Genomic DNA, 14,246 nt, shown 5'->3' on the forward strand with positions numbered 1-14,246 from the left:
GGCACCATGCCCAACGCCACGACCACGTCACGGAAGTTCAACCCAGCCGCACGAACCTCCACCCGCACCTCACCAGCGGCCAACTCGCGGTCGGCCTCCGGCGCGGGAACCAACGCCAGCTCTTCCAGGGACCCCTTGGCCGGGCAGTCCAACCGCCACCCACCCGCACCCCCGGGCACCACCAGATCACCAGAGGAGTCCGCACGAGCCAGACGAGGCACCAGCACCTGGCCGGCCCGCACCGCCAGCTGCGGCTCGTCCTCCACAGCCAGCAGGGAAGCCAGCGCGGTGAGCGACTCGGCCGCATCGTCGAGATCGACCAGCAGGATCCGGCCGGGGTTCTCGGCCTGCGCCGAGCGCACCAGGCCCGACACCGCCGCACCGATCAAAGCACCATCGGTCTCGGTACCAGTCGTCACCGCGCCACTGGTGACCAGCACCAGCTGAGTCTCGGCCAGCCGCTCATCAGCCAGCCAACCACTCAGCACACCCACGACCCGATCGAGCGCCGGCCGGAGGAAAGCATCCGCCTGCAGCCGCATCACCACAGCGGCCGGAAGTGACCGGCCGGACGCGACCGCATCACCCAACGCCGCCACATCCACGAACTCCCCGACGCCCCCACCAGCAGCCTGGACAGCCGCGACAAGAGAGGGCCAGCCCTCGCCCACCACCGCCACATCCCCGGTCCCAGAACCGACCGGCTCACCCGGCAGCGGCACCCACTGCACACGATGCAGCGCATCGTGCCCAGACTGCGGACGCGACGACAGCCCATCCGCGGGCAGCGGGCGCGAGATCAAGCTCGCGACGACCGCGACCGGCGCGCCGGTGCCGTCGGCGATCCGGATGCTGGAAGCGCCGCCCTCAGCCGGAAGGACGTGAACGCGCACCTGCTGAGCACCGGAAGCCAGCAGCTCCACCCCGTTCCAGGCAAACGGGAGCGCGACCCCCTCAACCTGCTCGACGAGACCGGTGGCGTGCAGGGCCGCGTCCAGCAACGCCGGGTGGATGCCATAACCGCCGGCCTCGGCAGCCTCCCGCTCATCGAGCTCCACCTCGGCGAACACCTCTGCGCCACGCACCCAGGCCCGCTTGAGCCCCTGGAACGCCGGCCCATAGCCATACCCGGCACGAGCCAACGCCTCGTAGTGACCGGACACGTCCACCGCCTGCGCTCCCGCCGGTGGCCACTGCTCATCAGCGGAACCGGCCGCACTGCTCGTCACGGCCAGGGTGCCCGCGGCGTGACGCGTCCACGGCTGCTGGCCGGTACGGGCATGCACCGCCACCTCACGCCGACCGTCCTCACCGGCAGCGGACACCGCCACCTGAAGCTGGACCGGCTCGTCACCCCCGATCACCAGCGGCGCCTCAAGCGTCAGCTCCTCCACCACCGGACAGCCGACCTCGTCACCCGCCCGCACCACCAGCTCCACGAACCCGGTGCCGGGGAAGACCACCGTCTCCCCCACCCCGTGATCGGCCAGCCACGGATGCGTAGTGGTCGAGATCCGGCCGGTCAGCACCACCCCGCCCTGATCGGGCAGCTCCACCGCCGCCCCCAGCAGCGGATGATCCACCCGCGTCAGCCCTAGCCCACCGGCGTCCGCCGCCCCCGCGACGGAAGGCTCCAGCCAGTAACGCCGGTGCTGGAACGCATACGTCGGCAGCTCGGCACCCACGCTGGTGCCGGGCAGGAGTCGTAGCCAGTCCACCCCCACCCCGGCGGCGAACGCCTCCCCCGCCGAACGTACGAACCGCCCCGCACCGCCCTCGCCGCGCCGCAGCGATGCCACCGCGACCCCCGACGGGGCGGTGACGTCCAGGATGTCCTGCACCGCCATCGTCAGCACCGGATGCGGGCTCACCTCGAGGAAGAAGTCGTGACCGTCGCGAATCGCGACTCGTACGGCGTCCTCGAAGCGCACGCGCTGGCGCAGGTTGGTGTACCAGTAGTCGGCCCCCAGCCGCTCGGTGTCCAGCGACTCCGCCACGACCGTGGAGTAGAACGGCACGTCGGCGGAGCGAGGTTCGAGCCCGGCCAGTTCGGCGAGGACGGTCTCGCGGAGCCCTTCCACCTGGGCGGAGTGCGAGGCGTAGTCCACCTTGATCTTTCGAGCCTGCACGCCCTCACCGGTGATCGCCGCGAAGAACTCGTCCAGGTCGGCGGCGCCGCCGGACACGACGACGGAGGTCGGGCCGTTCACGGCGGCCACCGAGAGCCGGTCGCTCCACGGTTCGAGCCGCCGCACCAGCTCCTCGTACGGCAGCAGCACGGCCAGCATGCCGCCCGTCCCGGCGAGCTCCCTGCGGATGACCTTGCCGCGCTGGGCGACCACGCGGGCCGCGTCCCGCAGCGACAGCGCCCCGGCCACGCACGCCGCGGCCACCTCACCCTGTGAATGTCCGATCACCGCGGCTGGACGGACCCCCACGGACTCCCACAATGCCGCCAGGGAAACCATGACCGCCCAGGTGGCGGGCTGGACGACGTCCACCCGGTCCAGGGTCGGAGCTCCGTCCGCACCGCGCAGTACGTCGAGCAGGTCCCAGTCGACGAACTCGCTCAGCGCCTGACCGCATTCGGCCAGCCGGGCGGCGAACACCGGCGACGCCTGCGCCAGCTCCACCCCCATCCCGGCCCACTGCGCCCCCTGACCCGGGAACACCAGCACCGCATCCCGGCGACCCGACGCCGTACCGGAGACCACCCCGGGGACGGACTCGCCGGCCGCCAAGGCACGCAGGCCGCCCAGCAACTCCTCCCGATCCGCACCCACCACCACAGCACGGTCCTCGAAGGCAGCTCGGGCACGCACCAGCGACAACCCGACACCCTCAACCGCCACCTCCGGCCGGGCACCGACATACTCGGCCAACCGGGACGCCTGAGCGCGCAGCGCCTCCTCACCGCGCCCCGACAGCACCCACGGCACCACACCCGACACCGCCGGTGCGCTCTCAGGCGCGTCCGGCTGCGGCCGCGACTCCACGGCCTGCTCCACGATCACGTGCGCGTTCGTCCCGCTCACCCCGAACGACGACACCCCCGCCCGCCGCGGCCGGCCGTCCGGCTCCGGCCACTCCCGCGCCTGATCCAGCAGCCGGACCTGGCCCTGCTCCCAGTCGACATGACTGGACGGGGCGGACACGTACAGGGTCTGGGGCAGGAGGCCCTCGCGGGCGGCCATGACCATCTTGATCACACCGGCCACCCCCGCGGCGGCCTGCGTGTGACCGATGTTCGACTTCACCGACCCGAGCCACAGCGGCGCCGCCGCGTCGCGGTCCCGCCCGTACGTGGCCAGCAGCGCCTGGGCCTCGATGGGGTCGCCGAGCGTGGTCCCCGTGCCATGCGCCTCGACCACGTCCACGTCGGCGGCCGTCACCCCGGCGTTGGTCAGCGCCTGACGGATCACCCGCTCCTGCGAAGGACCGTTGGGAGCGGTCAGACCGTTGCTGGCCCCGTCCTGGTTGACCGCCGTGCCCCGGATGACCGCCAGGACCTGGTGGCCGTTGGCCCGCGCGTCGGACAGGCGCTCCAGCAGCAGCATGCCGACACCCTCGGCGAACACGGTGCCGTCGGCGTCGTCGGAGAAGGCCTTGCACCTGCCGTCGCGGGCCAGCCCCTGCTGCCGGCTGAAGTCCACCATCAGCTCGGGGGTCGGCATCACGGTCACGCCGCCCGCGAGCGCGAGCGTGCTCTCGCCGCTGCGCAGCGACTGGCAGGCCAGGTGGATGGCGACGAGCGAGGAGGAGCAGGCGGTGTCCACCGTGACCGCGGGGCCCTCCAGGCCCATGCTGTAGGCCACCCGGCCGGAGATGACGGAGCTGGTGTTGCCGGTCTGCACGTACCCCTCGACGCCCTCGGGGAACGGCCCGAGCCCCGAGACGTAGCCGGTCTGCGTTCCGCCGACGAAGACGCCGGTGGGGGTGCCGCGCAGCGTGCCGGGGTCGATCGCGGCCCGCTCCAGCGCCTCCCAGGCGACCTCCAGCACGTGCCGCTGCTGCGGGTCCATCACCAGGGCCTCGCGCGGGCTGATCCCGAAGAAGCCGGCGTCGAAGTCGCCCGCCCCTTCGAGGAAACCGCCGTCCCGCGCGTACGTCGTACCGCCGGCGGTGTGGTCCTCGTCGTAGAGCGTCTCGAGGTCCCAGCCCCGGTCGTCGGGGAAGGAGGAGATCCCCGAGCGGGCCTCCACCAGCATGTTCCACAGGTCCTCCGGCGAGTTCACCCCGCCGGGGTAGCGGCAGCTCATCGCCACGATCGCGATCGGCTCACGATCCTTCGCCTCGACCTCGCGCAGCCGGCGGCGGGCGCGCTGAAGGTCGGCGGTAGCACGCTTGAGGTAGTCCCTGAACTTGTCGTCAGTGGCCATGGGATTCTCAACCAGCCTTGAGGTAGTGAGGCGGAACGGGACGGACGTGGGCCGGCGCGGTCTAGCCGGCTGTCCTCCGGTGGCGGAGCACGTGCTCTTCCAGGTCCTTGACCAGGTCGTGCGGGGTCGGGGTCTCCCGTATCTCCTGACTGGTCTTCTGTGCGCGCTCGGTGAAGGCGGAATCGTTCAGGATCCGCTGCAGTTCGGTGCGGAGGGTGTCGGCCGAGAACCGGTCCGGCGGAAGGTGCACGCCCACGCCGTGCGCTTCGATGGCGTCCGCGACCTGGTCCTCGTCGTGCAGCGCGTGCGGGATGATGAGCTGCGGGACGCCGTTGAGCAGCGCCGTCAGGGTGCTGCCGGTCCCCGCGTGGTGGACGATCGCCGAGCAGCTCTTGAGCAGCGGGTCCAGCGGCACGAACCCGGGGATCCGGACGTTGTCGGGGACGGTGGCCCCGGCGGGGACGGAAGCGGGGCCCAGCAGGGCCACGACCTCGATGTCCAGGTCGGCGACGGCCTCGAACAGGTCGGGGTACCCCAGCTTCGCGCGGCCGGCCCACACCTCCTGGTAGGAGTTGCCCAGGGTGACGCAGACCCGCGGCCGCTCCGGTTCCGCCCGCAGCCAGTCGGGGATGGTCCCGGGCCCGTTGTACGCCACGTAGCGCACGGGCAGGTAGTCGTACTCCGCCGGCAGGCGCAGCCAGGAGGGGATCGAGTCGATGGTCGTCTGGCCGAGGACGAGGTCGTCGTCGTACTCGCAGCCGTACTTCTCCAGCTTGGCCGTCAGCCAGTCGCGTACCGGGTCCTCGCCGGCGGCCTCCGGGCGCTCGGCCCGCAGGCGCAGGAACAGCTCGCGTAAGCGGCCCCAGTGGTCGCGGCCGATGGTCGTCCGGGCGTGCGCGGCGCCGCAGGCGGCCGCCGCCACCGGTCCCGTGTACGTCATGCTGTCCCAGATGACCAGGTCAGGGCGCCACGAGCGGCAGAAGGCGACCATGCCGTCGAAGACGGACTCGTCGGTGTTCACGTCCAGCGCCATCGGGGAGGCGAAGGCGGCGAGGCAGTCACGCACGTACTCGTAGGTGAGGACCTCGGGCCGGATCTCCGTGATGGAGTACCCGGACCCGTAGATGGTCTCCTCGGGGGCCATCGCCGCGACGCGCTCGGCGTATCGTGCCTCGTCGCCGACGGCGACGCCCATCAGTCCCGTCTGCTGCACCAGGGGCATGATGTCGGGTTGTGCCGCGATCACGACGTCGTGGCCCGCGGACTTGAGTGCCCAGCCGAGCGGCACCACGAGGTTGAGATGAGCGCTGGCCGCGAGTTGGGTGACAACGACGCGCATTCCGCATCCTTCCGGCAGGTACAAGGTCGGCCGGGCGGCGGCGCGCAATGCGCCCTTCCGCTCACAGGTGGGTGTCGTGAGCAGGTCCGCCAGAGCCCCATCGACTCTCACGAGACAGTAATCAGCCACGTGAGAGGCACCGACCCCTAGATCACCCCTCAGGCCCCCCTGCGGACTTCGGCCGTACTGGGGTGTTCGCCGAGCCGTCGCAGGGTGAGTGCGAGGGTCAGGCGGGCGCGGCCCTCGGCCGGCTGCACGGGGAAGCCGAGCTCGCTCTCGGCCCGGGCCAGCCGGGCGGCGACGGAGCTGCGGTGGATGTAGAGCCGGGAGGCGGTCTGGCGGATGGAGTCGCTGGCCGCGAAGACGTCCAGCGTCGCCAGGACGGAGTCCCCGTTGGGCGCTTCCGCCAGGCGGTCCAGTGCGGCGACGTCCGGGGATCCGCCGATGGCCTCGTCCGGCAGGTGCTCGGCGAGCAGGGCGAAGCCGCCCAGCCGGTCCCAGTGGACGACCCTGCCCCACAGCTCCCCCGGGCCGGCGAAGCGCAGTGCCGTACGCGCCATGTGCCAGGCCCGCGCGGCGCTCGCGGACGGAACGCGCGGGCTCACCCCGACCGCCGAACTCGTGCTGGCGAGAGCGTCGGGCCAGGGCGGGCCGGAGACGATGACCCCGTACACCTGCCCGAGCCGGGCCACCCTGCCGCCGAGCCCGGAGGCGTCACCGGCGACGGCGAACACCTGCACGGAACGATCCGGCCGCAGCCCGAGGAGCTTCAGCGCCCGGGAGCGTCCGGCCTCGTCGGCGGCCGAGCCGAGGACGAGTTCGACGAGCGCCGGGTCGCCGAACGCCGGGGCGGGCTCCCCCCTGCCCAGGACGGCGGCGCAGGCGATGGCGAACCGTTCGACGAGCATGGCGTCGATCGGGTACGCGTCGCCGCGCCGCTCGATCCACACCTCGCCGCCGTTCACGAGCTCGTGCCTCCTGGCGCCCGGGTCGGCGGGCCCGTCGAGCGCGCCGCCGCCGGCGCTCACCCGCCGGTACACCCCCAGACCGGGAACGCTCACCCCTACGGGGCATTCCGCGAGCCGCGAAGCCTCCAGCAGCAGCCGCTCCAGATCGGTCCCGTTCTGCAGGAGCACGTCGAAGAAGCTGATCACCCTGAGCTCGTCACCCGCGCGGGCGTCGAGTTCGGAAAGGCGCAACAGCAGGTGCTTCATCAGGTTGACCTCGGCTCTGATTTTGCGTTCACTCGGGCTCGGAAAAAGCGACGCCGCGGCCGGCGGTCGCCATTCGGGGTGAATGTTCGCAACGGAACGGTATACGGATGCCGGGGCTTCGCGGCGGGTCCGGGGAACGGAATCCCGCCCTATAGGGGATACGCACGGGTCGGATAGGGGTCCGCCCTCGATCGGCCTTCACCTAGCGTCGGCAGGGCCGCTCACCTGCGCATTGTGCGGCATTTCGATGAATGGCCCAGGGCGTGGGGCGCCGTCTCCGCGCCGAACGTGATGAGGTGGTTGACTTGGCCCGAGCCCCCAGCGCCAGGGGAACCCTGCCGTTCGGCGACCACGTGACCTGGTACCGGGTGACCGGCACCCCGGGAAAGGGGAAACCGGCGGTCGTGGCCCTGCACGGAGGGCCCGGCGGCACCCATGACTATTTGCTCCCCATGGCGGAGCTCGCCGACGCCGGCTGGCCGGTCGTCCATTACGACCAGCTCGGGAACGGCGGCTCCACGCACCTGGACGACGCGGACCCGGGATTCTGGACGCCGGAGTTGTTCGACGACGAGCTGGGCAATCTGCTGAACCGCCTGGGAATCGCCGGCGACTACGTTCTCTTCGGCCATTCCTGGGGCGGTCTGCTGGCCGCCAAACACGCGTCCGAGCGGCCGTCCGGGCTGCGCGGCCTGGTCATCGCGAACTCGCCGGCCTCGTACCCGGAATGGCGTAAAGAGCTGAAGATCCTGCGCGACCTGCTGCCGAGCGGGGTGAACGAGACGCTGCTCGCCCACGAGGCGGCCGGGACGACGGACACCCGCGAATACTTCGACGCGATGATGGTCTTCTACAACCGGCACGTGATCCGCACACGGCCGTGGCCACGCGAATTCAAGGCCACGTTCATGGACACGCTGAGCAATCCGACCGTCTATCAGGCCATGAACGGGCCGTGCGAATTCCACGTGATCGGCAGCCTGAAGGACTGGGACGTCCTGGACCTGCTGCCCGGCATCGACGTGCCCACGTTGGTGATCTCGGGCCGGCACGACGAGGTGACCCAGGAGTCGGTCCGGCCTTTCCTCGAGCTCATTCCCGGGGCCCGCGGAAAGGTCTTCGAGGATTCCAGCCATTCGCCGCATCTGGAGGAGCCGGAGCTCTTCCGGCGGGTCATGCTCGAATTTCTCGCCGGCCTGGCCTGACTTGGGCCGCCGCTCTTCATGCCCTTGCCCAAGGAGAGAAATCTTGAACGACGCCACCGATATCGTGAAGAGCGACGCCGAGCTCGCCGCTCGCTACGGATCGCCGCTTTACGTCTACGACCTCGAACGTGCCGTCGCCGCTCATGACGACCTCCGCACTTCTCTGCCCGAGGGGACGGTCGTCTATTTCTCGTTCAAGGCCAACCCGCATCCGGAGATCGCCGAGGCGCTGCGGGAGAGCGGCGGTTCCGCGTGCAAGGCCGAGATCAGCTCCACGGGCGAGCTCGCCGCGGCTCTGCTGGCGGGCTTCGACCCGCTCGACATCCTCTACACCGGGCCCGGCAAGACGACCGAGGAGGTGGAGGCCGCTCTGGAGGCCGGCGTCCGCCGTTTCTCCGTCGAGTCGGTCAACGACCTGCGCCGGATCGGGCAGGCCGCCTGGGAACAGGACACGGTCGCCGACTGCCTCCTGCGGGTGAACAGCACCGCCTCGGGGGCCACCACCAGCATCCGCATGACGGGGGCTCCCTCCCAGTTCGGCTTCGACAGCGAGACGCTCCCCGAGCTCATGCCGGAGCTTCGATCGGTGCCCGGCACCCGTCTGTCGGGGATGCACCTGTTCTCGCTGAGCAACGCGAAGGACGAGGAATCCCTGATCGCCGAGTTCAAGCACACGATCACCGCGGCGGCCGAGGTGCGCGACTCGACGGGCCTGGAGCCGGAGCTGCTCGACATCGGCGGCGGCTTCGCCTCCCCCTACCTCTCCCCCGGCGAACGCCCCGTCTACGGCGGACTCCGCGCGGCGCTGGAGGAGGTCCTCGACTCGCACTTCGCGGGCTGGCGCGACGGCAGCCCCCAGGTCGCCTGCGAATCCGGGCGCTACCTCGTCGGCGACTGCGGCCGGCTCGTGTGCACCGTCACCAACGTCAAGGAGAGCCGCGGCGGCAGGTTCATCATCCTGGACGCCGGGATCAACACGCTGGGCGGCATGTCCGGGCTCGGGCGGCTGCTGCCGGTCTCCGTCCAGTTCGAGTCCGCCGAGCCCGTGGCGCCGGCCAGCCTCGTCGGCCCGCTCTGCACCCCGGGCGACATCCTCGGCCGCAACGTCGCCGTACCCGATCTCCGCCCCGGGGACGTGGTGACCATCCCGAACGCGGGGGCCTACGGCATGACGGCCAGCCTGCTCATGTTCCTGGGCCGCCCGGCGCCCAGCGAGGTCGTCATGCGCGGCGACAAGGTCGTCTCCTCGTCCCACGTGCTTTTCGTCCGCATGTACGAGTAGAACCACCTGCCTGCCCTGCAGGTATCCATCGTCGGCTGTCCCGGCTCAACCGCCGCGGACAGGATCACTGCGGTTCATATGGAGAGTCAAACAGATGAGCCAGTCCGGAAACAGCGAATTCGAAGCCAGCGGCACCCCGACGACGAGGGCCGGACGAGCGACGGCCTTCACCCTTCGGCTGGCTGACCTCTCCATGGCGGAACGCCGGGCGTCCCTGATCGAACTGGTGAGCCGTACGACGCTCGACGTGATGAGCGCCGTACTGCCCGGGCTGCTGGAGACGGTCTCCGCCGAGCAGACCTTCAAGGACATGGGGCTCGACTCCCTCGCGGCGGTCGAACTGCACGACCGGCTCGCCGCCGAGCTCGGCGCCGAACTCCCGATCGGCATCGCCTTCGACTACCCGACGCCGGCCGCTCTCGCCGACTACCTGCTCACCGAGGCGCTCGGACTAGGGGAACGGCGAACCGCCGAGATCACGGCCGCCGTCGGCTCCGACGAGCCCATCGCGATCGTCGGCATGGCCTGCCGTTACCCCGGCGGCGTGGCCACGCCCGAGGAGCTGTGGGAGCTGATCACCGAGGGCCGGGAGACGGTGACCGGGTTCCCGACCGACCGGGGATGGGACCTCGACCGGCTCTTCGACGACGACCCCGACGCCGGCAACACCACCTATGCCCGGGTGGGCCACTTCCTGCACGACGCCGCGGAGTTCGACGCGGCGTTCTTCGGGATCAGCCCGCGTGAGGCCGTGGCGATGGACCCGCAGCAGCGGCTGATCCTGGAGACCTGCTGGGAGGCCATTGAACGGGCCGGCATCAACCCCCAGACCCTGCACCAGAGCCAGACCGGCGTCTTCATCGGCGCCGAACCGCAGGACTACGGCCCCCGGCTGCACCAGGCGCCCCCTGACGTCGAGGGCTACCTCGTCACCGGTGCCGCGCCGAGTGTCGTCGCCGGCCGGGTCGCGTACACGCTGGGCCTGGAGGGGCCCGCCGTCACCGTGGACACCGCCTGCTCGGCGTCGCTCGTCGCCATCCACCTGGCCTGCCAGTCGCTGCGCACCGGGGAGAGTCCGCTGGTGCTCGCGGGCGGGGTGACCGTGATGTCCGCGCCGGGGACGTACACCGCCTTCAGCCGCCAGCGCGTCATCGCCGCCGACGGCCGCTGCAAGGCCTTCAGCTCCGACGCCGACGGCACCGGCTTCTCCGAGGGTGTCGGTGTGCTGGTGCTGGAGCGGTTGTCGGATGCGGTGGCCGCCGGTCATCGGGTGTTGGGGGTGATCCGTGGGTCGGCGGTCAATCAGGACGGGGCCAGTAATGGTTTGACGGCTCCGAACGGTCCTTCGCAGGAGCGGGTGATCCGTCAGGCGCTGGCCAATGCGCGGTTGTCGGGCGCGGAAGTGGACGCGGTCGAGGCGCATGGCACGGGGACCGCGCTGGGGGACCCCATCGAGGCGCACGCGCTGCTGGCCACGTACGGGCGGGATCGTGACCCGGCGCAGCCGTTGTGGCTGGGGTCGTTGAAGTCGAACATCGGGCACACGCAGGCGGCTGCGGGGGTGGCCGGTGTGATCAAGATGGCGCTGGCGATGCGGCACGGCTTGTTGCCGCAGACGCTGCATGTGTCTGCTCCCACGACTCATGTCGACTGGGGGCAGGGTCAGGTTCGGCTGTTGGAGCAGGCGCGGGAGTGGCCGCAGCCGGACGGTCGGCCGCGGCGGGCGGGCGTGTCGTCGTTCGGGGTGAGCGGGACGAACGCGCACGTGGTCGTGGAACAGGCCCCCGAGCCGCAGCTGGACACCCCCGGGGATGCTCCTGTGGTGTCGGGTGTGGTGCCGTGGGTGCTGTCGGGGCGCGGTGAGGAAGCATTGCGCGCTCAGGCGTCCCGGTTGGCCGAGTATGTCGGTGCCCGGCCGGAGGTGGCGGTTGAGGGTGTCGGGTTGTCGCTGGTGCGTGCCCGAGCTGCCTTCGAGGACCGTGCCGTGGTGGTGGGCGCGGATCGGGAGGAGTTGCTGGGCGGCCTGCGTGCCTTGGCGGCCGGCGAGTCTGATCCCACGGTCGTCTCCGGTACGGCGGCGGGTCGCCGGGATGCGGTGCTGGTGTTCCCGGGTCAGGGGGCGCAGTGGGCCGGGATGGGGGTGGAGCTGGCGCAGGCGTCGCCGGTGTTCGCCGCCCGGCTGGAGGAGTGCTTCAGCGAGATTCGGCGGTGGGTGGACTGGGACCCGGCCCAGGTGCTGGCCGATGCTGATGGGCTGGAGTCCATCGAGGTGTTGCAGCCGATGGCGTTCGCGGTCGGGGTGGCGCTGGCGGCGTTGTGGGAGTCGGTGGGGGTCCGGCCGACGGCGGTGATCGGGCATTCGCAGGGCGAGGTGGCCGCGGCGTATGTGGCCGGGGTGTTGTCGCTGGCCGACGCGGTGCGGGTGGTCGTGTTGCGCAGCCGGTTGTTCGCCGCCGAGCTGTGGGGACGCGGCGCTATCGCCGCCGTGGGACTGCCCGCCGAGACCGTGCGCGAACGGGTCGCCTCGCTGGGCGGGGAGCTGGAAGTGAGCGCGGACAACGGGCCTGCCTCCTGCGCGGTGGCCGGGCCGACCCAGGCGCTGGAAGAGCTTGTCGAGGGCCTGCGTGGTGAAGGGGTGCGGGCGCGGGTGATCGCGACCACGGTGGCCTCGCATTCGCAGATGGTCGAGCCGTTGCGGGAGCAGTTGCTGGAGATGCTGGGCCCGATCGAGCCCGGGCCGGGCCGGGTGCCGGTGTATTCGACGGTGACCGGTGGGGTGCTGACGGGCTCGGAGCTGGGGGCGGAATACTGGTTCGCCAACGCTCGCCGGCCGGTGGACTTCCAGGGCGCTGTACGGGCGTTGCTGGCCGATGGCCGCACCGCGTTCATCGAGGTGAGCCCGCATCCGGTGCTGACAATGGCGGTGCAGGACATCCTGGACGCCACCGGCACCTCGGGCGTTGCGGTGGGATCGTTGCGCCGTGGCGAGGGCGGCCCAGACCGGTTCCTCCGCTCAGCGGCCGAGGCGTTCACCGCCGGCGTCGCCGTGGACTGGCAACGACTCCTGCCCGGCACCAGCGTGGGTGCTGAGCTGCCGACGTATGCGTTCCAGCACCGGCGCTACTGGCTGGAGTCCGCCGTGGCAGGGGTGTCGGACGCGAGCGGGCTGGGCCAGACCCGCGTGGACCACCCCCTGCTGGGTGCGGCGGTGGAGCTGCCCGATCACGGAGGTCTGGTGCTGACCGGCCGGATCTCGACCGCGACACACCCCTGGCTGGCCGATCACGGAGTGGGGGAAACGCTGCTGTTCCCCGGCACCGGCTTCGTGGAGCTGGCCGTGCGAGCGGGTGACGAGGTCGGCTGCCCGGTGGTGGAGGAGCTGACGCTTGAGGCGCCGCTGGTGATCGAGGGTGACGAGGCGGTCCAGCTCCAGGTGGCGGTGTCCGTAGCCGACGAGGACGGCCGCCGCGAGGTGGCGATCCACGCCCGCACCAGCCAGCGGCCATGGACACGCCACGCGACTGGAACCCTTACCGCGACAAGCAGCACGCCGAGTCCTGCTGGCGAGCAGTGGCCGCCCACGGGAGCGCAGGCGGTGGACGTGTCTGGCCACTACGAGACACTCGCCAGCACCGGATACGGGTACGGTCCGGCCTTCCAGGGACTCAAGCGGGCCTGGATCCGCGACAACGAGGTGTTCGCCGAAGTAGAGCTCGACGAGCGGGAGGCTGCCGAGGCCAGCGGTTATGGCATCCACCCGGCGCTGCTGGACGCGGCCCTGCATGCCACCGGTCTCATCGAGCAGGCTGAGGGCGTCGCGCTGCCGTTCGCCTGGAACGGAGTGGAGCTGCTCGCTTCCGGCGCCCAACGCGTGCGTATCCACGCCCAGCCCGCCGACGACGGTGCCACCAGCATCCACATCACGGACACCACCGGCGCGCCGGTAGCCATCATCACAAGCCTGATCTCGCGCCCGCTACCGGCCGGCGGACTGTCGTCGCGTCCGCAGCCTGGGCACGATGCGCTGCATCGTGTGCAGTGGGTGCCGCTGCCGGGTGAGCCGGTCGGCTCTGGGGCCGGGAACGTGGCGGTGGTGGGTGAGCGGTGGCCTGGTCTGGTCGCGGCTGTCCAGGCTGCTGGTGGGGGTGTCGGGGAGTTCGTGGATGTGGCGGCGTTGGGTGATGCGGTCGCGTCCGGCCGGTCACTTCCGGCCGCTGTGGTGATGCGGCTGCAGGCGGATGCTTTCCTCCGGCCGGCGCTCGATCGGGTCGTGGGTGTGCTGAGTGGTTGGCTGGCCGATGAGCGGCTGGCCGAGACCCGGCTGGTGCTGGTCACCAGCGGCGCGGTGACAACCGGCAGCGCCGATGCCGGGGGCAGTATGGCGACCGGCCCCTCGGCCCGCCTGAACGCCTCGGATGGGGATGGCGTCGATGGTGCTTTGATCGGTGCGGCGGTGTCGGGCCTGGTGCGCTCGGCGCAGGCCGAGAATCCCGGCCGGATCCTGCTGGTCGATCTCGACGATGCGGCCGAGTCGCTCACCGCGCTGGCCTCTCTGCTGGGCGTGGAGGACGAGCCGCAGCTGGCGGTGCGGGCCGGCCAGGTGCTGGCGCCTCGTCTGGCCCGCGCGGACTCCTCCGGTGATCTGGCGGTGCCCGGCGGTGCGGGTGGGTGGCGATTGGACTGCCCGGCCAAGGGATCCCTGGAAGAGCTGGCGTTGATCCCCGCGCCGGAAGCCGACCGCGAGTTGGCCGCTGGTGAGGTGCGGGTGGAGGTTCGTGCGGCTGGGTTGAACTTCCGTGACGTGGTCGTGGCGTTGGGCATGGTGCC

At 71.2% G+C, this 14,246-nt stretch carries 6 protein-coding genes; 3 read left to right on the plus strand and 3 right to left on the minus strand.

Going from position 1 to position 14,246, the window contains the following annotated elements; translation table 11 throughout:
- The 3 genes from ACWDX9_RS49635 to ACWDX9_RS49645 all read right to left on the minus strand — a co-directional run.
- Positions 1-4,379: type I polyketide synthase (locus ACWDX9_RS49635; protein ID WP_449968176.1), on the minus strand; the 4,379-nt coding region annotated here is incomplete at its 3' end.
- A gap of 61 nt (positions 4,380-4,440) precedes the next feature.
- Positions 4,441-5,718 (minus strand): activator-dependent family glycosyltransferase, encoded by a 1,278-nt coding sequence (locus ACWDX9_RS49640; protein WP_449968178.1) that lies wholly within the window; start codon positions 5,716-5,718, stop codon positions 4,441-4,443.
- Positions 5,719-5,876: 158 nt separating this feature from the next.
- On the minus strand, positions 5,877-6,932 hold the full coding sequence (locus ACWDX9_RS49645) for a helix-turn-helix domain-containing protein (RefSeq protein WP_449968181.1): 1,056 nt from the start codon (positions 6,930-6,932) through the stop codon (positions 5,877-5,879).
- Between the two features lie 296 nt (positions 6,933-7,228).
- Between ACWDX9_RS49645 and ACWDX9_RS49650 the strand changes: the two genes are divergently transcribed.
- The 3 genes from ACWDX9_RS49650 to ACWDX9_RS49660 all read left to right on the plus strand — a co-directional run.
- Positions 7,229-8,137 (plus strand): proline iminopeptidase-family hydrolase, encoded by a 909-nt coding sequence (locus ACWDX9_RS49650; protein WP_397375888.1) that lies wholly within the window; start codon positions 7,229-7,231, stop codon positions 8,135-8,137.
- A gap of 43 nt (positions 8,138-8,180) precedes the next feature.
- Positions 8,181-9,419, plus strand: a complete 1,239-nt coding sequence (locus tag ACWDX9_RS49655) for a type III PLP-dependent enzyme (RefSeq protein WP_449968184.1) — start codon at positions 8,181-8,183, stop codon at positions 9,417-9,419.
- A gap of 94 nt (positions 9,420-9,513) precedes the next feature.
- On the plus strand, positions 9,514-14,246 hold a 4,733-nt coding region (locus ACWDX9_RS49660), incomplete at its 3' end, for a beta-ketoacyl synthase N-terminal-like domain-containing protein (RefSeq protein ID WP_449968187.1).

It is taken from the genome of Nonomuraea sp. NPDC003201 (assembly GCF_053590415.1).